Annotated in this window: 25 protein-coding genes; 8 read left to right on the forward strand and 17 right to left on the reverse strand. The window is 68.0% G+C overall.

The window, feature by feature from the left end:
* Positions 1 to 57: 57 nt before the first annotated feature.
* Positions 58 to 1,089, reverse strand: coding sequence for an ABC transporter permease (locus ACWGCN_RS33030; protein ID WP_452459783.1), 1,032 nt, complete (start codon positions 1,087 to 1,089; stop codon positions 58 to 60).
* Positions 1,050 to 2,633, reverse strand: coding sequence for an ABC transporter substrate-binding protein (locus ACWGCN_RS33035; protein WP_452459780.1), 1,584 nt, complete (start codon positions 2,631 to 2,633; stop codon positions 1,050 to 1,052). Before ACWGCN_RS33035 ends, ACWGCN_RS33030 begins: the two co-directional genes overlap by 40 nt.
* 93 nt (positions 2,634 to 2,726) lie before the next feature.
* Here ACWGCN_RS33035 and ACWGCN_RS33040 point away from each other — a divergent pair, with 93 nt between their 5' ends.
* On the forward strand, positions 2,727 to 3,059 hold the full coding sequence (locus tag ACWGCN_RS33040) for an ArsR/SmtB family transcription factor (protein WP_378632642.1): 333 nt from the start codon (positions 2,727 to 2,729) through the stop codon (positions 3,057 to 3,059).
* A gap of 94 nt (positions 3,060 to 3,153) precedes the next feature.
* Here the strand turns inward: ACWGCN_RS33040 and ACWGCN_RS33045 are convergent, their stop codons facing one another.
* The 4 genes from ACWGCN_RS33045 to ACWGCN_RS33060 form a co-directional block, all read right to left on the reverse strand.
* The gene (locus ACWGCN_RS33045; RefSeq protein WP_379314428.1) at positions 3,154 to 3,462 is read right to left on the reverse strand and encodes an antibiotic biosynthesis monooxygenase family protein; all 309 of its coding nucleotides are present in this window, start codon (positions 3,460 to 3,462) and stop codon (positions 3,154 to 3,156) included.
* Between the two features lie 17 nt (positions 3,463 to 3,479).
* Positions 3,480 to 3,926, reverse strand: a complete 447-nt coding sequence (locus ACWGCN_RS33050; RefSeq protein ID WP_378993549.1) for a hypothetical protein — start codon at positions 3,924 to 3,926, stop codon at positions 3,480 to 3,482.
* 73 nt (positions 3,927 to 3,999) lie between these two features.
* The gene (locus tag ACWGCN_RS33055; RefSeq protein WP_378993550.1) at positions 4,000 to 4,422 is read right to left on the reverse strand and encodes a MarR family winged helix-turn-helix transcriptional regulator; all 423 of its coding nucleotides are present in this window, start codon (positions 4,420 to 4,422) and stop codon (positions 4,000 to 4,002) included.
* Positions 4,423 to 4,569: 147 nt separating this feature from the next.
* The gene (locus ACWGCN_RS33060) at positions 4,570 to 4,887 is read right to left on the reverse strand and encodes a hypothetical protein (protein WP_101466068.1); all 318 of its coding nucleotides are present in this window, start codon (positions 4,885 to 4,887) and stop codon (positions 4,570 to 4,572) included.
* A 189-nt stretch (positions 4,888 to 5,076) separates the two neighbouring features.
* On the opposite strand from ACWGCN_RS33060, the gene ACWGCN_RS33065 reads away from it, so the two are divergent.
* Positions 5,077 to 5,934, forward strand: a complete 858-nt coding sequence (locus tag ACWGCN_RS33065; RefSeq protein WP_452452784.1) for an Ig-like domain-containing protein — start codon at positions 5,077 to 5,079, stop codon at positions 5,932 to 5,934.
* Between the two features lie 25 nt (positions 5,935 to 5,959).
* On the opposite strand, the gene rsgA is transcribed toward ACWGCN_RS33065, so the two are convergent.
* Both rsgA and aroA read right to left on the reverse strand, forming a co-directional pair.
* The gene (rsgA, locus tag ACWGCN_RS33070) at positions 5,960 to 6,841 is read right to left on the reverse strand and encodes a ribosome small subunit-dependent GTPase A (RefSeq protein ID WP_378993552.1); all 882 of its coding nucleotides are present in this window, start codon (positions 6,839 to 6,841) and stop codon (positions 5,960 to 5,962) included.
* Positions 6,842 to 6,960: 119 nt separating this feature from the next.
* Positions 6,961 to 8,253, reverse strand: a complete 1,293-nt coding sequence (gene aroA / locus ACWGCN_RS33075; RefSeq protein WP_379312575.1) for a 3-phosphoshikimate 1-carboxyvinyltransferase — start codon at positions 8,251 to 8,253, stop codon at positions 6,961 to 6,963.
* A 112-nt stretch (positions 8,254 to 8,365) separates the two neighbouring features.
* Here aroA and ACWGCN_RS33080 point away from each other — a divergent pair, with 112 nt between their 5' ends.
* The gene (locus ACWGCN_RS33080) at positions 8,366 to 9,151 is read left to right on the forward strand and encodes an SOS response-associated peptidase (protein ID WP_378993554.1); all 786 of its coding nucleotides are present in this window, start codon (positions 8,366 to 8,368) and stop codon (positions 9,149 to 9,151) included.
* A 27-nt stretch (positions 9,152 to 9,178) separates the two neighbouring features.
* Here the strand turns inward: ACWGCN_RS33080 and ACWGCN_RS33085 are convergent, their stop codons facing one another.
* On the reverse strand, positions 9,179 to 9,490 hold the full coding sequence (locus ACWGCN_RS33085) for a hypothetical protein (RefSeq protein ID WP_378993555.1): 312 nt from the start codon (positions 9,488 to 9,490) through the stop codon (positions 9,179 to 9,181).
* A gap of 87 nt (positions 9,491 to 9,577) precedes the next feature.
* Positions 9,578 to 10,054, reverse strand: coding sequence for a Cys-tRNA(Pro) deacylase (ybaK, locus tag ACWGCN_RS33090; RefSeq protein ID WP_379312577.1), 477 nt, complete (start codon positions 10,052 to 10,054; stop codon positions 9,578 to 9,580).
* A 164-nt stretch (positions 10,055 to 10,218) separates the two neighbouring features.
* On the opposite strand from ybaK, the gene ACWGCN_RS33095 reads away from it, so the two are divergent.
* Together ACWGCN_RS33095 and rsrA are read left to right on the forward strand one after the other, a co-directional pair.
* On the forward strand, positions 10,219 to 10,929 hold the full coding sequence (locus ACWGCN_RS33095; protein ID WP_452459782.1) for a sigma-70 family RNA polymerase sigma factor: 711 nt from the start codon (positions 10,219 to 10,221) through the stop codon (positions 10,927 to 10,929).
* 20 nt (positions 10,930 to 10,949) lie between these two features.
* Positions 10,950 to 11,207 carry a mycothiol system anti-sigma-R factor gene (gene rsrA, locus ACWGCN_RS33100; RefSeq protein WP_378993575.1) on the forward strand — a complete coding sequence of 86 codons (258 nt, stop codon included), beginning with the start codon at positions 10,950 to 10,952 and terminating at the stop codon, positions 11,205 to 11,207.
* A 78-nt stretch (positions 11,208 to 11,285) separates the two neighbouring features.
* On the opposite strand, the gene ACWGCN_RS33105 is transcribed toward rsrA, so the two are convergent.
* Positions 11,286 to 11,360 carry a 50S ribosomal protein bL37 gene (locus tag ACWGCN_RS33105; protein ID WP_022597109.1) on the reverse strand — a complete coding sequence of 25 codons (75 nt, stop codon included), beginning with the start codon at positions 11,358 to 11,360 and terminating at the stop codon, positions 11,286 to 11,288.
* A gap of 85 nt (positions 11,361 to 11,445) precedes the next feature.
* Between ACWGCN_RS33105 and ACWGCN_RS33110 the strand changes: the two genes are divergently transcribed.
* Both ACWGCN_RS33110 and ACWGCN_RS33115 read left to right on the forward strand, forming a co-directional pair.
* Positions 11,446 to 11,661: a biotin/lipoyl-binding carrier protein gene (locus tag ACWGCN_RS33110; RefSeq protein WP_378632681.1), complete on the forward strand. Its 216-nt coding sequence runs from the start codon at positions 11,446 to 11,448 to the stop codon at positions 11,659 to 11,661.
* Positions 11,662 to 11,692: 31 nt separating this feature from the next.
* Complete coding sequence (locus ACWGCN_RS33115; protein WP_379312578.1) at positions 11,693 to 13,207, forward strand: sensor histidine kinase; 1,515 nt, start codon at positions 11,693 to 11,695, stop codon at positions 13,205 to 13,207.
* A gap of 114 nt (positions 13,208 to 13,321) precedes the next feature.
* Here ACWGCN_RS33115 and ACWGCN_RS33120 read toward each other — a convergent pair whose 3' ends face one another.
* The gene (locus ACWGCN_RS33120) at positions 13,322 to 13,576 is read right to left on the reverse strand and encodes a WhiB family transcriptional regulator (protein WP_022567051.1); all 255 of its coding nucleotides are present in this window, start codon (positions 13,574 to 13,576) and stop codon (positions 13,322 to 13,324) included.
* A gap of 251 nt (positions 13,577 to 13,827) precedes the next feature.
* Positions 13,828 to 14,772 carry a diacylglycerol/lipid kinase family protein gene (locus ACWGCN_RS33125; RefSeq protein ID WP_452459779.1) on the reverse strand — a complete coding sequence of 315 codons (945 nt, stop codon included), beginning with the start codon at positions 14,770 to 14,772 and terminating at the stop codon, positions 13,828 to 13,830.
* A gap of 139 nt (positions 14,773 to 14,911) precedes the next feature.
* On the opposite strand from ACWGCN_RS33125, the gene ACWGCN_RS33130 reads away from it, so the two are divergent.
* Entirely contained in the window at positions 14,912 to 15,316 is a 405-nt protein-coding gene (locus ACWGCN_RS33130) for a hypothetical protein (RefSeq protein ID WP_378652422.1), read from the forward strand.
* Between the two features lies 1 nt (position 15,317).
* On the opposite strand, the gene ACWGCN_RS33135 is transcribed toward ACWGCN_RS33130, so the two are convergent.
* From ACWGCN_RS33135 to ACWGCN_RS33150, 4 genes are read right to left on the reverse strand one after another with little or no spacing between them, the layout of a single operon-like run.
* A complete protein-coding gene (locus ACWGCN_RS33135; protein WP_379312579.1) occupies positions 15,318 to 15,995 on the reverse strand; it encodes an endonuclease V in 678 nt (225 codons plus the stop codon).
* 3 nt (positions 15,996 to 15,998) lie between these two features.
* Entirely contained in the window at positions 15,999 to 16,484 is a 486-nt protein-coding gene (locus tag ACWGCN_RS33140) for an N-acetyltransferase family protein (RefSeq protein ID WP_452459778.1), read from the reverse strand.
* Entirely contained in the window at positions 16,481 to 17,098 is a 618-nt protein-coding gene (locus tag ACWGCN_RS33145; protein ID WP_379312580.1) for an acid phosphatase, read from the reverse strand. The genes ACWGCN_RS33140 and ACWGCN_RS33145 overlap by 4 nt, the downstream gene beginning before the upstream one ends.
* 23 nt (positions 17,099 to 17,121) lie before the next feature.
* Positions 17,122 to 18,357 (reverse strand): Rv3212 family protein, encoded by a 1,236-nt coding sequence (locus tag ACWGCN_RS33150; RefSeq protein WP_452459777.1) that lies wholly within the window; start codon positions 18,355 to 18,357, stop codon positions 17,122 to 17,124.
* Positions 18,358 to 18,563 lie beyond the last annotated feature (206 nt).

Here is an 18,563-nt window from a genome sequence, read left to right on the forward strand (position 1 = left end):
CGCCCCTCGGCAGCTTCGCGCGGGACGTCGCGTGCACGAGCGCGCAGGCGATACCGCTCACCCATCGGCGCGCACCCTCGGATCGAGCAGCACCACCGCGACATCGGCGAGCAGCGAGCCGAGCATCACCGCGCAGGTCGTGCCGACAGTCAGCACGGCCAGCAGCGCCATGTCCAGATCCTTCGCGGATTGCACGAACGCACCGGCGATCCCCGGCCACGAGAAGATCTCCTCCACCAGCACCGCCCCGACCACGACCTCCGGCAGTCGCGCGCCGAGGATCGTCACGAACGGGGCCAGCGAGGCGGGCAGGATGTGCCTGCGGGTGATCGTCGCGGGGTCGATGCCGCGCGTGGCGGCACCGACCACGAAATCCTCACCGCGATTGCCCGACACCGATTCCCGCACGGCCAGCAGGAGCCACGGCACCTGTGAGACGGCCAACGCGGCAGCGGGCAGCACGAGATGTCGCGCCACCTGACCGACCCCGGTCTCGGCCCCGGCGTCGGTGAGCCCGGCAGGCGGCAACCAGCCGAGTCCGACCGCGAACACGCCGATCGAGGCCAGCGACACCACGAACGGCGGTAACCCCTGCATCACCACACACGACGCGGTGACCAGCCGATCGATCACCCCACCGCGATGCATGCCCGCCCAGACGCCCGCGCCGAGCGCGACGGCGATCGCCACGCTCATCGCGATCACGACCAGCAGCACTGTCCACGGAATCCGTTGGGCGAGCAGGTTACTCACCGGCTGGGCGAACCCGCGGGAAACACCGAGGTCGCCGCTGAACAGGTCGCCGATCCAGCGTCCGTACAGCTGGTACCACGACGCGTCCAGCCCGAGCTGATCCGTGAGCATCGCCCGATCCGACGCACTCGTCGTCTCGTAGCGGGCGCCGAGATAGCCGACCAGCGGGTCGAACGGCGACACCGCCGCCGCGGCGAAGAGCGCGGCCGACACCGCGGCGAGCACCGGAATCAACGCCGCCAGTCGCCACCCGACCATGGCCCGGAGGCCGCGTCCGCGAACGCGACTGCGCCCCATCAGCGGGTCCAGGTCTGCAGCGACCACCACGGTCCCCAGGTGACGCCGTGCGCGTGCGGCTCGAGAATCGGTCCCGACGTCGTCCAGGAAGAATCCTTCACCACATAGGTGTGATCGAGATGGACCAGGAAGACGTGGCTCGGATCCTGGGCATACCGGCTCTGTACCTCCCGGTACGCGGCGGCGCGCACCGCGGGATCGACACTGCGCCGCGCGGTGTCGAGTCGCGCGTCGATCGCGGGATCCGCGTGCCTGCTCGCATTGTCGTACGGGCTACCCGCACTCGGGTCGAGCAGCGGCGAGTGCAGGGTGTTGTAGGCCTGGGTGTCGGGATCGTAGGGCTCGCTCCCGCCGCCGAGCAGAATCCCGGCCTGTGCGATGCGCGGCTCGATCCGATCCCAGGACAGCGCCTCGAGATCGACCTCGATACCCACCCGCCGCGCATCGGAGGCGAAAGCCAGTGCGAGGTCACGGCGCAACGTGTCGGTGGAGTTGTACATCACGGTGAATCGCGCGCGCACGCCGTCTTTCGCGCGCACGCCGTCGGCGCCGGCCCGCCATCGCGCACCGTCGAGGATCTGCTCGGCACGCGCGCGATCGAAGGCGAAAGCGACCGCCGGGTTGTGGGATTCGCCGTAGACCTCGGCGAAAGGCGTGTAGGCCGGGCGACCGTAGCCGCCGAGGATATTGTCGATCATCGCTTGCCGGTCCACCGCGTAGTTCAGTGCCAGCCGGACGGCCGGGTCGCCGGCGACCGGATCGCGCTCGGGCATCGACACACCGCGCCAATCCGCGGAAGTGTTGGCCTGCACCGACATCCGTTGTGCGAAGGTGGCGGCCAGCAGGGGCGGCAGTGACGTTCCGTCGAGTTCACCGGCGGCCATCCGCTGCGCGCGGGTGTTGTCGTCGGGCACGTAGAGCACAGTCAGCCGCTTGACCGAAGGCGCACCACCCCAATAGCTTTCGTTCGCTTCGAATACCGCTCTCGTCGGCTCCAGTGCTGTGAGCCGATAGGGGCCGGTGCCGATCGGGGCGGTATTGAGCGGTGATTCGGTCGCGGGCCCCGGTGTCGAGACGGACTCCGACGGCACGATCCCGATCAGCAGCTTGGTCGGGAACGCGGCATAGGGATGACGCAGGGTGAACCGCACCGACAGCGGATCGACGGCGTCGACCCGGTCGATCATCGAAAACGACGACCGCACCTCCGAGGCCGACGCCGGATCCAGAATCGCCCGGTAGGTCGCCACCACGTCGGCGGCGTCGAACGCCGACCCGTCACTGAACCGCACGCCGGGGCGCAGCGGCGCCGTCCAGACAGTCGCGTCGGCGTCGGGCGTCGGCAATGCCGTTGCCAGGGCGGGCTCGAAACCGGGCAGGCCGGTGCCGCCGGTGAGCCGCAGCAATCCGTCGTAGACCTTGGCCTCGCCGGCCGCGCCGTACCCGGCGACGGGGTTGTACCCGCCCAGCTCATACGCGTCGGCGAGCACGAGCGAGTCGGTGGACCCGCTGTCGGGCGCTCCGCACGATGTCAGCACGACCGCCAGCGCGGCTCCTACAGCGAACAGCGGCCGAGTGCGCATCCATCATCCCTACATGTTTATCTGAACAGATGAACAGATAATAGTCGCGGGCGGCGCCGTCCTGTCCACTCGGCGATTAAGCTGGGCACCGCCATGGGAGAGCCACGCACACTGCACGGGTCGCCGGTCGAACTCGGCCGTCGCGCGATCGGCGACGTCGAGATCAGGGAATGGGCGCAGCGCTTCGACCTGCTGTCGGACCCCGGCCGCCTGGAAATCCTGCTGTGTCTGCACCGCTCGCCGGGCATCAGCGTCGGAGAACTGGCCGCCGCGGTCGGCCGCAACGAGAACGCGATCTCCCAGGCGCTACGCGTGCTGCGGCACGAGGGGTGCGTCACCTCGAGTCGCGAAGGCCGATCGGTCACCAACCGGCTCACCGACCCGATCATCCACGAAATTCTCCACACCATCGGCGCGAAGCACTGACGTCGAGAATCCACTGCTCGCAGGATTCGGCCGCGCCGGAACCCGCCTCGGCAGGGCCGTCTCGGGGTTCCGGCGCATGGTGAATGCTTGTCGCTCAGGAGAACTCGGCGACCACCTCGTACAGGGCGGGGTTGGCGCGCGCGACCTGACGCGCCTGGTCGACCGAGGCGACGACCGTCGGGTTACGTCCGGCGGCCTCGCAGGCCTCGGCGCTGTCCCAGTGCGCGATGTTCACCAGCTGGAATCGCGAATCGGGCAGCAAGGCACGGTGCAGGCGGACATCGCGGAAACCGGGGGCGGTGCGCATGTGCGCGGCGCGTTCGCGCCACTGCGCGACGAATCCCTCGATGTCGTCGGCGGAAACCTCGATCACATTGATGAAAGTGACACCCTGGTCGGTCATGGGGAGCTCCTGTTCGGTCACGCGGCGGATCCGGGACGGACGATCATGAGAACGACCACGGCCGTCCACAGCAGGTTGTAGATACCTGCGAGCATCGACAGCACCCGCAGGCGCTTGCCGTCGTCGGGCTGGTCGAGGGCTTCGCGCTGCATCGGAACGATCTGCACGGCGAGCAGCCCGCCTGCCACCGCGGTCGTCACCATCGCGGTGGTGATCCAGATTTCGTTCATCCGGCCCTGGATCGTGGCCAGCACGATGCCGATCACCGGCACGATGATGGCGAGTTTCGCGTAGTTCCCGGTGATCCGGTGCATGGCGGCCGCGACCGGCCTGCTGCGCACCGATTCCGGATCGGGCGCGCCCGCGACCGGCGCGTACCGGGGAAAAAGACTGGTGGCGACCGCTGAGCCGCCGACGAAGACGATGCCCGCGAGCACATGCACGGACAACAAGACGTGTTCCAACTACCGACTCCCTCCGACCTTCAATGTGCTTGAAGCCTAGCTCGAGTTTCAGCCACATTGAAGGTCGGATTCGTCACGCCTCGGGTCGAGGGGGAATCGTCCCGGCGAACGCGTCGACGATCGCCGCTCCGACCCGCCGCAGAATCGGATCCGATTCCGCCCCGAACAGCTGGGTGTCCACCCGCGCCACCGCTTGACGCGCCTGCGCGAGCAGCCCCGCGCCCGCCTCCGTCAGCTCGATCGCCGACGCCGACCCCGCCCGCGCTGTCCGATCCTGCACCAATCCCGCCCCCACCAGCCCCTTTACCGCGGCGTGCACACTCTGCACGCTCGTCCCCGACATCCGCGCCAACTCGCTGAACGAGGCCCCGGGCACCCCATTGATATGCCCGAGCAACCCCAGCCGAGCCACCGTCAAATCCAGCGCCCCCAACTCGACCCCCAACGCCGCCTCCACCCGCCGCGACATCGTGATCACCAAAATGCTCGGGCTCATAGCCGGCGGTCCAGGACGTTCGTTCTCGGTGGTCACCCCCTCATTTTCCCGCACGACACCCCGATAGTCGTGTTCCGGGAGCCGTATTCACTCCGCGTCCGCGAAATAGCCTCGGGGCCCAGCGAGTTCGCTGGGCGCCTCGCCGGCTCAGGCAGGGAGGGCGGGGAGGGTTCTCGTGTGGGTGATCTCGGGGGTGACGGTGATGATGTCGCAGGCGGCGACGATGCGGTGGGGGAGGTCGGAGCCGAGGTGGGTGAGGCTGGGGGTGACGATCGCGGCGGCTTCGGTGGTGGTGACCACGTCGAGCAGGCGGCCGATCGGGTCGGCGGTGCGGTCACTGAAGACGACGGTCTTGGTGAAGCGGTAGCCCAGGCGTTCGGCTAGGGAACGGATCTGCGTTTCGTCCCAGGACTGGGCGACACCCGAGATGTCGCGGCGCAGGTAACCGATCGCCGGTGGCTTCATGGGGATGACGGTACCGGCGGACAGTGTCGTGGTTGTGAACGCGAGCGAACGCGAGTCGAATTCGAAATCTGAACGAGATCTATTTCGGATTTGGATCCGCCGGGGACCATGGCGTGATCTACTGCTCGCCACTCGGGCGTATCAGCGCCTCGACGACGTCGAGGGCGTCCGGCACGTAGTTGGAGACAGATGATGGTGGACAGAAGAGTGCAGCGCGCGGCCGTTTTCGCCGCCGCGGCGGGGCTGGCGATGACGGCGTTTCCCGGCTCGGCCGTAGCCGCTCCGGGATCGATCACCTGGGATGACGGCAACAGCCATTTCACCCGAACGGTATCGAACACCAACCCGGTGGTCGGCGACACGGTCACCGTGACCACGAAGTTCGAACGCACCGGCATCCCGGTGGAATACATCTACTCGATCAAGGACCTGCACCCGGCGTGCCTGACGCCGGTCGCGGGCTCGGCGAAGATGTCGGGTGACGCGGTCTCGATCGACACGTCGTCGTCGGACTGGATCCGCGCCGAGTTCGGCATCACCAAATACCCGGTGTACCCGAATATCTCGCCGAAGTCGCAGACCTTCGAGATCCAGTACAAGGTCGGCGTGAACTGCGCCCGCGACACCCCGCTGCCGACCTCGATGCACTACGGCGGGTCTCTCGGCGACGGCATCTACCAGGCCAAGGGACCGGCCATCACAGTGTCGGGCGACGCCGTGTCCAGCACCGCCATCACCGCGGTGTCGGGTGCGCAGGTCGGCAAGGCCGTCACGCTGGAAGCGAGCGTGACCCCGGCCGCGGCGGGCGGCACGATCCAGTTCAAGGCGGGCGACAACGTGCTCGGCGACATCCCGGTCGGCGCGAACGGCAAGGCGAGCATCGTCTGGACGCCGGGCGCCCCGGGTGCCTACAGCATCGGCGCCGCCTTCTCCGGGCGCAGCGGAGTGGCGGGTTCGTCGAGCACCGCGACGGTGACCGTGGCCGAGGTGCCGACCGACGGTGGCGGCGGTGGCGGCGGGGTCGACACGGGGTCGTTCAGCTTCTGAGTGTCACCCGGCACGGAATCGGTTGCTACCAAGCATCGTTGGCGATCAGGGCGGTCAGCAGCGTGCGAATCGCGGCGACCCGCCGTTCCGTGCCGGGCAGCTGATCGAGCGCGCATTCCGGATCGGCAGGCGGCCCGAGATGGGTACAGCCGCGCGGACAGTCCTCGATGGCACCGGCGAGGTCGGTGAACGAGGCGATCACATCGTCGGGCGTGATGTGGGCGAGGCCGAACGAACGCACGCCCGGGGTGTCGATCACCCAGCCGCCTTCGGGTAGCGGTAGCGCCACCGACTGGGTGGAGGTGTGCTTGCCCTTGCCGACGCCGGACACCTCGCCCACCGCCCGATAGGCATCGGGCACCAGACGATTCACCATCGTCGACTTACCGACACCGGAGTGCCCGATCAGCGCGGTGAGCCGGTCGTTCAAGATCTCCAGCACCGGCTCCATCGGATCGTCGATGCCCGCGTAGAGGATCTTCAGATCGAGACCGTCGAAGGCGGAAGCGAATTCGGATTCCGAGACCAGGTCGCGTTTGGTGAGCACCAGAATCGGTTCCAGCCCACCGGCGTAGGCGGCCACCATCGCCCGCTCGACGAAACCGGTGCGCGGCGGCGGATCGGCCAGCGCCACCACGATGAACAACTGCTGGGCATTGGCGACGACGATGCGTTCGAACGGATCGGTGTCGTCGGCGGTGCGGCGCAGCACGGTGCTGCGCTCGCTCACCCGCACGATCCTGGCCAGGCTGTCGGGCCTGCCGGTGAGGTCGCCGACCACGTCGACCTGATCGCCCACGACGATCGGGGTGCGGCCCAGTTCACGGGCGCGCATGGCGACGATGCGCCGGTCGGCGTCCCCGTCGAGCACGCAACCCCAGCGGCCGCGGTCGACGGCCACCACCATGGCGGGCTCGGCGTCGGCGTGCTGGGGACGGGTCTTGGTGCGGGGACGCGACGACGCCTTACCCGGGCGTACCCGGACGTCGGATTCGTCGTAGCTGGCTGAGGATCGCCCCTGGCGGCTCAGCGCGCCACTCCGTCACTGGATAACGCGGGAGCCAGCATCTGCTCCCACAGTGCGACGAAGGTCGGCAGGGTCTTGGCGGTGGTGCCGATGTCCTCGATCTCCACCCCCGGCACGCGCAGGCCGAGAATCGCGCCGGCGGTGGCCATCCGGTGATCGGCGTAGGAGTGCCACTGTCCGCCGTGCAGCGGGGTGGGCACGATCTCGAGGCCGTCCTCGGTCTCGGTGACATTGCCGCCGAGACGATTGATCTCGGCGGAAAGTGCTGCGAGCCGGTCTGTTTCGTGTCCGCGCAGGTGGGCGATGCCACGCAGCCGCGAGGGGGAATCGGCCAGTGCGGCCAGCGCGGCGACGGTGGGGGTGAGTTCGCCGACGTCGTGCAGGTCGATGTCGATGCCCGCCAGGCGTTCCGGACCGTGCACGGTGAGGATGCCGTCGAAGATGCGGGCCTCGGCGCCCATCCGGACGAGGATCTCGCGGATCACGTCACCGGGCTGGGTGGTGCCGCGCGGCCACATCGGGATGCTCACCTCGCCGCCGGTCACCGCGGCCGCCGCCAGGAACGGGGTGGCGTTGGACAGGTCGGGCTCGATGTCCCAGTCGACCGCGCGGATCGGGCCGGGCGCCACGGTCCAGGTCTGGGCGTTGCCGGAATCGGCCGGGGTCTGCACGGCCACATCGGCGCGGCGCAGCATCTCGACCGTCATCTCGATGTGCGGCATCGACGGCAGTGCCTTGCCGTCGTGGTGGACCGTGATGCCCTCGTCGAAGCGGGCGGCCGAGAGCAGCAGCCCCGACACGAACTGCGAGGAACCCGACGCGTCGATGGTGACGGTGCCGCCGCGCAGCGCGCCGGTGCCGTGCACGACGAAGGGCAGCGCGTCACCGTCGACATCGAGACCGAGCTTGCGCAGGGCGTCGAGAATGGTGGACAGCGGACGCAACTTCGCCTGCTCGTCGCCGAAGAACGCGACATCGCCCGTGGCGAGTGCGGCGGCGGGCGGCAGGAATCGCATGATGGTGCCCGCCAGCCCGCAGTCGACAGCGGCACTGCGCAGGGGCGCCGGGGTGATCTCGAGGATCTCGGCGTCGCCGGTGATCTCGGTGCCGAGGGCGCGCAGGGCCCCGATCATCAGATCGGTGTCGCGGCTGCGCAGGGCGCCGGTGAGCGTGGACGGCCCATCGGCCAGTGCGGCCAGGATGAGCGCGCGGTTGGTGATGGACTTCGATCCGGGCAGGGTCACGGTCGCGTGGACGGGGACCTCGATATGGGGCGCAGGCCAGAAACTCACGTCCCCATCTTCGCTTATGTGCGGTTCGGACGCACCGGTGGTGCGCTTTTTCGGCGTGGGGTGGCGTCGTCGGCGGTGCCTGATGTCGGTGCCCGCGCGTATCTTGACCTTTATGTGTGGACGATATGCGACGACCACGAATCCGGGCCGGTTGGCGGCCGAACTGGACGCTGTCGACGAGACGGGGCTCGACGAGCCGGACGCCGCTGTCAGCTACAACGTCGCGCCGACCACACAGGTGCTCACGGTCGTGGAGCGGCACGCGCACGGCGAACCCGACGACGATCCGCGGCTGCGGATCCGGCGGATGCGCTGGGGCCTGATCCCGCACTGGACCAAGGCGGCCGAACCCGGCGTGCCCGCCAAGGGGAAACCGCTGTTCAACGCGCGCGCCGACAAGGCGACCACCGCGCCCTCGTTCCGCGATTCGGCCAAGCACAAGCGCTGCCTCGTGCCGATGGACGGCTGGTACGAGTGGCTGGTCGAGCCGTCACCGACCGGCAAGGGCAAGGCGGTGAAGCGGCCCTTCTATATGTCGCACAGTGACGGTTCCCTGCTCTATATGGCCGGGCTCTGGTCGGTCTGGCGGGACCGCAGCCTGCCCGATGCCGAGCCGCTCATGTCGTGCACGATCCTGACCACCGACGCGAGCGGCGAGCTGGCAGGCATCCACGACCGGATGCCGTTGCCGATGCCGCGCGAACACTGGGACGCCTGGCTCGACCCGGATCACCCGGCGCCCGCCGATCTGCTGCGACCGCCCTCGCAGGCGGAGCTGGCGACGATCGTGGCGCGCCCGGTCTCCACCCTGGTCAACAATGTGCGCAACAACGGGCCCGAACTCCTGGTGCCCGACGGGTCACGAGACGACAAGGCCGGGCAGACCACAGTGTTGTGATCGTGCCCGGCCTCGGGTAGCAGTTCCTCAGAGCGAGCAGGGCACCGAATCGGTGGCGATGTTCAACCCGCACTTGATGACTCCCGTGATCAGATCGATCACCTCGGTGGCGACCCCACCGCCGAGCTTTTCGGCCTTCTCGGCCTTCTCGTCGGTCTCGGGTGCGGTCTTCGGCGAACTCTTCGGCGTGGTGCCCTGGCCGTTGAGCGGATAGTCGCCGGGCTCGGCCTGCGACGGCGGAACCACCTGCGGAACCGCGGTGGCCGGAGCTATAGCGGCAGCGCCGAAAGTGATTACCAGGGCACCGGACAGGGCGGCGATCGTCGAACGAGCGGACATTTTCGCATCACATCCTCGGGTCGAATCGGTCGTACCGGGCGCAGAATGCGTCGAAGTGATTCGGAACGAGGCGCCGACCGGATTGCCTCAGCTGGTGATCGGGGCGGTGACGGCCGCGCAGGCACGCACCAGATCCGCGGGCGCCAACTCGATTTCGAGCCCGCGTTTGCCCGCGCTGCACAGCACCCGATCCCAGTCGAGCGCGGAGGCGTCGACAACAGTGGGCAACTTCTTGCGCTGACCCAGCGGCGAAACCCCGCCCAGCACATAGCCGGTGGTGCGCTCCGCCTTGGTCTTGTCGGCCATGCTCGCCTTCGGCGCGCCGAGCGCGGCGGCCGCCGCCTTCAACGACAGCCGCGCGGGCACCGGCAGAACGGCCACCGCGAGCGTGCCGGATGAGAGTTCGATCACCAGTGTCTTGAAGATCTGCGCGGCTCGCACTCCCAGTTCGTCGCCGAGTGCGTCGACGGCCTCGTCGCCATAGGAGTCGGCGCGTGGATCGTGGGAATAGGAATGCACCGTGTGCGCGATACCGCTGAGGGCCTTGATCGCGGGAGTCGACATAAGCGGTCACCTTAATCGCGGCCACGCCCGGTCCGGCAACCAGATTTCCGCCGGTGTGGGAACACGAATGCGGGGGTGCATGTTGCACACAAGTGACAAGCCAACGCGGCCAGAGACGACGTGAAGGAGAGATAGTGACACTGCTGCTCGAGGAGCGTCCTGTCCTGCCACGGGGTGCGCGATTGCCAGTCGATTCCGTCGTGCCGGTAGATTCGGCTACTACGGCGATCGAAGGGATTGGTGTGACGAGCGACGACGTGGTGTCCGACGGTGCGTCCGGCACGGAAGTCGACGAAGCCGAGCTGGCGGCCCGGTTCGAGCGCGATGCGCTCCCGATGATCGACCAGCTCTACGGCGCCGCCCTGCGGATGACCAGGAACCCGGCCGATGCCGAGGACCTGGTGCAGGAGACGTTCGTGAAGGCATTCCAGGGGTTCAAGTCGTTCCGGGAAGGCACCAATCTGCGTGCCTGGCTGTACCGGATCCTGACCAACACCTACATCAACTCCTACCGCAAGAAGCAGCGCCAGCCCGCGCAGTACCCGACCGACGAGATCACCGACTGGCAGCTGGCGGCCACCGCCGAGCACTCCTCGGTGGGTCTGCGCTCGGCCGAGGTGGAGGCGCTGGACGCCCTGCCCGACGACCAGATCAAGTCGGCGCTGCAGCAGCTGCCGGAGGAATTCCGGATGGCGGTGTACTACGCCGATGTCGAAGGCTTCCCGTACAAGGAAATCGCCGACATCATGGGCACCCCCATCGGTACCGTGATGTCTCGGCTGCACCGTGGACGCAAGCAGCTCAAGGGCCTGCTCGCCGATGTGGCGCGCGAACGTGGATTCGACCGTGGGGAACGCCAGGAGGTAGTCAAGTGAGTGACGATCCCGATCTCGACATGGACTGCACCGCGGTCCTCGCGGATGTGTGGCTCATGCTCGACAACGAGTGCGATCAGGCCACTCGGCAGCGCTTGCAGGAGCACATGGACCACTGCAGCCCGTGCATCGAGGCCTATGGCATCGAGGAGAAGATCAAGGGTCTGCTCAGCCGCAAATGCGGTGGCGAGCACGCTCCCGAAGGCCTGCGCGACCGGCTGAAGCTGGAGATCCACCGGACGATCTCGGTGACCAGGATCGAGACCACCGAAGGCTGATCAGCCCGGATACGGAAACAGCACGCTCTCAGTAGCTTCTGAGAGCGTGCTGTTGTCGTCTGTGCGCAGCGGCACGACTCAAGCGTTAGGACGCTTGCCGTGGTTTGCGGCGTTGCCCTTGCGGCTGCGCTTCTTACGTCCACGCTTACCCATGGGAGCTCCCTTCTATGTCTGGTCGAGAGCCATTGTTTCACGTGTGGTTGGCTGTAGCTTCGGCGGATACTAACGAAGGGGTGCCATGCCTGAAGAAGTGCGCGCGGAGATGGTCTCGACCGTGCTCGCTGTCGAGGTCACCGTGGGCGAACACGTCCGGGTCGACCAGACACTGGTGCTGCTGGAATCGATGAAGATGGAGATCCCGGTGCTCACCGAGGTCGAGGGCGACATCACGTCGGTCGACGTCAGCCCGGGCCAGGTTCTCCAGGCGGGCGACCTCATCGCCACCATCGCGTAACTCACCCGAGCAACGAAGCGGTAGATCCAGCGTGGCAACACTGAGCGAGCTCCTGGCCGAACACACCGACCTTCCCGGCATCGCCGTGGACCATCTGCAACGGGTGGTGGGCGATTGGCAGTTGCTCGCCGACCTCTCGTTCTCCGATCTGCTGCTGTGGGTGGGCGCGGGCCCGGTCGTCGACGGTTCCGATGTGGTGTGTGTGGCCCAGATCCGGCCCACGACCGCGCCGACCGTGCATCTCGACGACAAGGTCGACACCACCGCCTCGCGCACCGACTTCCCGCAGGTCTTCGATGCCCTGCTCAGCGGACACACGGTGCGCACCGACACCGAGGTCGAGGTGAGCGGGGTCTATCACCCGAGCCCGGTGCACGCGGTGCGCGAAGCGATTCCGGTGCGCTGCGGCGACGATGTGATCGCCGTGCTCAGCCGCGATTCCGACCTGGCGCGCTCGCGGGTCCGCAGCACCCTCGAAACGGCGTATGTGTCGTGCGCCGACGATCTGTGCCAGATGATCGCCGACGGCAGTTTCCCGACGCCCGAGGATCGGGCGGCCACGCATTCCAGCCCGCGCGCGGGCGACGGATTCATCCGGCTCGATACCGACGGCATCGTCGTCTACGCGAGCCCGAACGCGCTCTCGGCCTATCACCGGATGGGGATGCAGGCCGATCTCGTCGGCCAGGATCTCGCGGTGACCACCCGCTCGCTGATCACCGATCCGTTCGACGCCCAGGAAGTGGTGGCCGATATCCAGGCCGCGCTCGCCGGGCGAACCGGGCGCCGGATGGAGGTCGAGGCGCGCGGGGCGACGGTGCTGTTGCGCACCCTGGTGCTGCGTCCGGGCGGGGAACTGGCCGGGCCCGCGGTGCTGGTGCGCGATGTCACCGAGGTGAAGCGGCGCGATCGCGCGCTGTTGAGCAAGGACGCCACGATCCGTGAGATCCACCACCGGGTGAAGAACAATCTGCAGACCGTGGCGGCGCTGCTGCGATTGCAGGCGCGCCGCACCGAGAACCCGGAAGCCCAAGTGGCGCTGACGGAATCGGTGCGACGGGTCACCTCCATCGCCTCGGTGCACGAGATGCTGTCGATGTCGGTGGACGAGGAAGTCGACCTCGACGAGGTCATCGACCGGCTGCTGCCGATCATGGCCGATGTGGCGACGGTGCACACCGCGCGGATCAAGGTGCGCCGCGCGGGTTCGCTCGGGGTGTTCTCCGCCGAACGGGCGACGCCGCTGGTGATGGTCTTGACGGAACTGGTGCAGAACGCGATCGAGCACGCCTTCGACGCGGGGGAGAACGGTACCGTGACGATTCGCTCGGAACGGTCGGCTCGCTGGCTCGACGTGATCATCTCCGACGACGGCCGTGGCCTGCCGTCAGGGTTCAGTCTGGAAGGTTCCGACCGGTTGGGTTTGCAGATCGTGCGCACCCTGGTGACCTCGGAACTGGGTGGCTCGATCGGCTTGCATCCGGGTGCCGATGTGGGCACCGACGCGGTGTTGCGGGTTCCGCTCGGACGCCGTTCCGGGCGCTGAGGCTACGGAAACCTCAGGTGGGCAACAATAAACCCGGCACCGTGAAGGTGCCGGGTTCTCACACATGCGTTACCGGACCGGGGCTGATGGCCCGGCAACGCCAGGTCCGTCGATTCAGACGGAGGTACGCGTACGGGTGCGCGCGTTGCGCCGCTTGAGCGCGCGACGCTCGTCTTCGCTCATTCCACCCCACACGCCGGCATCCTGTCCGGACTTGAGGGCCCATGACAGGCAATCGGCCGTGACGGGGCAGCGGGCGCAGACCAGCTTGGCATCGGCAATCTGCGCGAGCGCAGGACCACTGTTACCCACCGGGAAGAACAGTTCGGGGTCCTCATCGCGACAGATGGCCTTGTGGCGCCAGTCCATTCCTCTGCTCCTTTGCGAGGGCGCCACAAAGGGCGCCTGTAGTTAGTGGATCGTTCACTTGTGCGACTCGAATGTTTCCGCACGGTTGCTTGTGAATGCTTTCACGATCACCGTAGATGTCAATAGGTCTCCGGCGCACCGTGGGGGAGATCACGCTCTAGGCCCCCGCAAGGGGAACCTGCCCGGTCCTTTGTACTCGCGTCTCCGGGTTTTCGCAGCGCAACCAGGAGATTTTTCTTGCCGTCCGGTGGTCAGGACGGCTTGGGTGCCACCACGTCGAGCACGCTGGGGACGGATGTGAAATGCACCATCTTGCGTTTTCCGATGAAGTCGCCATCGATTTGCAGGCCGATCTCCTGGCCCGTCTCGATTCGCACGGACGGCACGTCGTCGGCGCGGAAAAGTATGGGCGACTTGGGGTTTCCATTCTCGGCCAGCAACTGCCGCGCAAGCAGCAGTGTGCGGGTCACACTCATCGACCGCACCGCGAACACGCCGAGGCCCGATTCGAAGGTGGTGGTGGGATTCGTGCGAATCGGGCGGTCCTCGAGATAGGTCCACGGACTCGAATTCGTGACGAAGGCGTAATAGACCTCCTCGACCGGATCCCGTCCTGTTACCTCGAGGGTGACGCTCGGATTCTGCCGCCGAGCCCGGAAGAACTGCCGGACCGTGGTGCGCAGATAGCGCGCGGGCGTCGCCTTGCGGCCCTTGGCGCGCGCGGTGTCGATCGACTCGCACACATCGGCGTCGAGGCCGACGCCCGCGCTGAAGGTGAACCATCGGTCGTCGGCGAGACCGAGCCCGATCCGGCGGTCGGCGTCGCGCGCCAGCAGATCGATGAGCTGGTTGGTTGCTGTCACCGGATCGGGGGAGATGCCGAGCGCGCGGGCGAAGACGTTCGCCGAGCCGCCCGGGATGATCCCGAGACGTGGGCGCCACACTTGGTCGTCGCCGACCTGGGGCACCGGCAGGAAGCCGTTGATGGTCTCGTTGACCGTCCCATCGCCACCGTGCACGACGATCAGGTCCATCTCCTGCGTCGATGCCCACTGGGCCAGTTCGGCCGCGTGGCCGCGATGCTGGGTGTGCGCAACGGTCAGCTGCGTTCGGCTCTCCAAGGCGTGAGCGAGCAGATCCCGGGTGGCCGGGGTCGTCGAGGTGGCATTGGGATTGACAATGAGCAACGTCCGCACAGTGCCGAGGGTAGTGCGCGCGGGCGAACACCCGGCGCGCGCCGGGCGCCACGACACGTCGTCGTAGGCTGGGCACGTGGCAGAGCAGGACGTGACAGACGGTGACCAGCGCGAGGGCGGCGACCAGGTGTCGACCGGTATCCCGACGACAGTGCGGGTGGCCGGTGGGCTGGTTTCGCTGGAGGGGCTGGCCGGGGTGGTGACCGCGATCGTGCTGATCGTGCGGGCGCTGACCGGACACGATCAGTCCGCGGCCAGCGGGGTCGGCACCGCGATCTGGTTCGGGGTGCTGTTCGGCGGGGTGCTCGCCGCGGGCATCGGGCTGCTGCGCGGCAAACGCTGGGGGCGGGCCATCGCGGTCATCGCGAACGTGTTGCTGTTGCCGGTGGCCTGGTCGTTGCTGACCGACTCACATCAGCCGCTGTGGGGCAGCTTGCTCGGGCTCGTGGCGGTCGCCGGATTGGCCGCGCTGTTCGCTCCTGCCACGAGTCGATTCATGGCTCAGGACTACGGCGAGATCCCCGAGGACGACGAGCGTCCGTAGGTCAGGCCGTGGCCGCGCGCAGTGCCCGGCGGCACAGGTGGTCGGCTCGGCGGGTGGTCTCGGGTTGCCGGAAACCCCGCGTGAGGGCCAGTACCCGGTCGCAGGCGGTGTCGAGGTCGATGCGGTGGCCGACCGAGACGAACAGCGGCTTCACCTCGTCGCGCGTGCGCAGCGCGCGCCCGACGACCTCGCCGTCGATCGTCACGTCGCTGGCGTCACCGCGGCGCGGCCCCGGCGCGCGGTATTCACCCCACACCGATTTGGCGACACCGATGGTCGGAATTCCGGTGAGCAATCCGACGTGACACGCCAATCCGAAACGCCGGGGATGCGCCACACCCTGTGCGTCACACACGAGTAGATCCGGTGTGACAGTGAGCTTTTCCAATGCGGCAACCGTTGCGGGCAGTTCCCGGAACGCGAGTAGCCCAGGTACATAAGGGAATTCCGAAATGCCGTGTGCGACTGCCGATTCCACCGTTTCCATGGTGGCGATGTCGATAATTACCGCGGCCGTCGCGACGGTGCCGTCGTCGGCATACGCCGAATCAATTCCGGCCGCCGTCGAAAATTGCGGCGGCGCGGGGTTTTCGGTGGATACCGAAGGGCGGAGTTCGTCCTGGAGGGCGATCGCCTCGTCGGGTGTCCGTGGCCAATCGTGGGGCAACGCGATGCGCACGGTTCAGCTCGCGGTGGCGGCCAGCGCCGACAGTTCGGCACCGGCGAGTCGATAGCCGATCCACTCGTCTTGCGGTGCGGCGCCGAGAGATCGGTAGAACTCGATCGACGGTGTGTTCCAGGTGAGCACCGACCACGACACCCGGCTGTAGCCGTGTTCGACCGCTTCGGCGGCCAGCGCCGCGATCAAGGCGCGGCCGAGCCCCGTACCGCGGGTCTCGGGTCGCACGTACAGGTCCTCCAGGTAGATGCCGTGCACGCCGTCCCAGGTGGAGTAGTTCAGGAACCAGATGGCACAGCCGACCACGTCACCATCGTTCTCGGCGACATGCGCGAAGAGCGCGGGGGCAGGCCCGAACAGCGCGGACCGCAACTGCTCCGGGGTGAGCGTGCACTCGGCGGGAGCCTTCTCGTACTCGGCCAGATCGTGGACGAGCCCGACCATCGCCGCCACGTCGGCGGGGGTGGCGCGGCGGACGAATGCGCTCATCGGTGGGCTCCTTCGATCGGCTCGGTGCGGGTCGTCAGGTTGTGGCCCCAGATGGAGCGGGCGTCGTGGTCGAAGCCGAGCACACTCACCGCACCGGTCGACATCGCGAAGCGGCGTCCCTCACGCACCGCGAACTCCGCCCAGCGCGCGATCAGCACCCGCGAGAAGTGCCCGTGACCGACCAGGACCACGTCGCGCCGCGCCAGCTCCGGCTCCGCCCGGGTGAGTACCCGATCGGCCCTGGCGCCCACCTGTTCGGCCGTCTCCCCGCCGGGCACGGGCGCGGTCCACACCGTCCAGCCGGGGACGGTCTCGCGGATCTGCGCGGTCGTGATGCCCTCGTACTCGCCGTAGTTCCACTCGACCAGATCGTCGTCGACCTCGATCGGCGACAGACCTGCCAGTTCGGCGGTGTGTCTCGCCCGCAGGCGCGGACTGGTGAAGCACAGCGGATCGCGCAGGTCGAGGGATTTCAGCACCAGCCCGGCCGCGACGGCCTGGGTTTCGCCCAGCTCGGTCAGCGGCAAGTCGGTGAAGCTGGTGTGCTTGCGCTGACTCGACCACTCGGTTTCGCCGTGGCGCAGCAGGACCAGGCGGGCATCGGGTGTGGACATGGGTCCATCATGGCAGTGCGGGTTCAGCCGAGCGCGTAGAGCTGTCCGCCGCGTCGTTCGAAGACCGTGTTGCCCAGGACGGCGGTGGAGATGGTGTCGCCGCGGTAGTCGGTGCGCGCGAGCGGGATCTGGGCGACGGTCGCGCCGTTGCCGCTGTCCACCGCGAGCTGCCCGTCGGGGACCGGGACCAGCAGCCTGCCCGCCATCAGGGCGGGGGTGCCGAGAGCGTCGCGCACCGTCCAGACCGGCTGTAATGAGCTGGAGCTCAAGGCGATCAGGCTGTTGCCGGTGAAGACGTAGATGGCCGAGCCGAGACGGGTCACCGTGGTGCGCTCGTCCCACGGGGCGGCGAGCTGGTAGGTCGCGATCTCGTTGCCGGTGCCGTCGTGCACGGCGATCCTGGCCGGCAGCCCGAGGCCGGTGGCGGTCGCGGGCGTCGGCGGGTAGTAGACCGCGATCTTGTTGTCCGACACCGCGATCACCCGCATCTGCGGCGCGTCGGCACCCGGTGCGGTGAGCACCCGCGAGCCGTATTCCTCGGGGGCGGTCGATTCCTTCGGCGCCGGATTGAGCACGGTCAGCCGGTCGGTCGCGTCACCCGGGCAGCGCTCGAGCACGGCCAGCCGCGAGGAACTCGACGCGGCCGACCGCAGGGCACATCCGTTGCGCGGCTGGGTGTTCGGATTCACCGGGGCATCCACGTAGCCGTACTCGAGCGTGCGTACCAGATCCGAACGCCACATCTCCAGCCGGTTCGCGCCGAGCGCCAGCAGGTAGGTGCCGTCACCGCTGACACGGATCTCGTCGTCCATGTAGCTGCTGCGCGCGACCCGGCGCGCACCGGTATCGGCCTCGAGCATCACGGACTGGCTGCACCCACGCTGATCGCGATAGGTCGCGATCACGGTCCCGAACTGCGACTCGACCCCACACAGCGGCATATCCCGGCGATACCACCACAGCTGATTGCCGGTGAGCGGATCGCGCCCACTCACGGTGCCGTGATCGCCGGTCACCACCACATTGCCCGACGTGAGCGCGCGCCTGCTCGACTCGTCGGCGGCGTGCCACTGCTCGCGCAAGGTGGTGGGCAGCTGGGTGGCCGCGGTGATGGTGGGGGCGGGGGCGGTCGCCGTCACCGAGTCCGTTCCGGTGGCATCGGCGCGCGCCCATACGACGAACGCCGCCACCACGAGGGTGACGGCGATCGCGACTGCTACGAAGATATCGGCGCGCGTCCGCCGTTCGGGTGCGAGCACGAAGGCGACACTAGCCGATCGGCATCACTGGGCCGAGTTCGCCGTCGTGTGCGGGGGTGACGGGTTCTGGGGTGGGGAATCGGGCTTCGGTAGTCCCAGGTCGGTTCGACTGTGTTTGTCGGCGCGCTGGCGCGCGCGTGTCCGCGGCCCTGAGGGGCCGCCGGTCAGGCACCGGGGCTTGCTCCTTCGTCGCCTACGCCCCGGCG

It is taken from the genome of Nocardia sp. NPDC055050, assembly GCF_053608345.1.

Excerpts from the sequence above, each read along its gene's own strand:
- ACWGCN_RS33035 (WP_452459780.1), bottom strand. The coding sequence starts at position 2,633 with ATGCGCACTCGGCCGCTGTTCGCTGTAGGAGCCGCGCTGGCGGTCGTG.
- ACWGCN_RS33040 (WP_378632642.1), top strand. The coding sequence starts at position 2,727 with ATGGGAGAGCCACGCACACTGCACGGGTCGCCGGTCGAACTCGGCCGT.
- ACWGCN_RS33045 (WP_379314428.1), bottom strand. The coding sequence starts at position 3,462 with ATGACCGACCAGGGTGTCACTTTCATCAATGTGATCGAGGTTTCCGCC.
- ACWGCN_RS33055 (WP_378993550.1), bottom strand. The coding sequence starts at position 4,422 with ATGAGCCCGAGCATTTTGGTGATCACGATGTCGCGGCGGGTGGAGGCG.
- ACWGCN_RS33060 (WP_101466068.1), bottom strand. The coding sequence starts at position 4,887 with ATGAAGCCACCGGCGATCGGTTACCTGCGCCGCGACATCTCGGGTGTC.
- ACWGCN_RS33065 (WP_452452784.1), top strand. The coding sequence starts at position 5,077 with ATGATGGTGGACAGAAGAGTGCAGCGCGCGGCCGTTTTCGCCGCCGCG.
- rsgA (WP_378993552.1), bottom strand. The coding sequence starts at position 6,841 with ATGGTGGTGGCCGTCGACCGCGGCCGCTGGGGTTGCGTGCTCGACGGG.
- ACWGCN_RS33080 (WP_378993554.1), top strand. The coding sequence starts at position 8,366 with ATGTGTGGACGATATGCGACGACCACGAATCCGGGCCGGTTGGCGGCC.
- ACWGCN_RS33085 (WP_378993555.1), bottom strand. The coding sequence starts at position 9,490 with ATGTCCGCTCGTTCGACGATCGCCGCCCTGTCCGGTGCCCTGGTAATC.
- ybaK (WP_379312577.1), bottom strand. The coding sequence starts at position 10,054 with ATGTCGACTCCCGCGATCAAGGCCCTCAGCGGTATCGCGCACACGGTG.
- rsrA (WP_378993575.1), top strand. The coding sequence starts at position 10,950 with ATGGACTGCACCGCGGTCCTCGCGGATGTGTGGCTCATGCTCGACAAC.
- ACWGCN_RS33110 (WP_378632681.1), top strand. The coding sequence starts at position 11,446 with ATGCCTGAAGAAGTGCGCGCGGAGATGGTCTCGACCGTGCTCGCTGTC.
- ACWGCN_RS33120 (WP_022567051.1), bottom strand. The coding sequence starts at position 13,576 with ATGGACTGGCGCCACAAGGCCATCTGTCGCGATGAGGACCCCGAACTG.
- ACWGCN_RS33140 (WP_452459778.1), bottom strand. The coding sequence starts at position 16,484 with ATGAGCGCATTCGTCCGCCGCGCCACCCCCGCCGACGTGGCGGCGATG.
- ACWGCN_RS33145 (WP_379312580.1), bottom strand. The coding sequence starts at position 17,098 with ATGTCCACACCCGATGCCCGCCTGGTCCTGCTGCGCCACGGCGAAACC.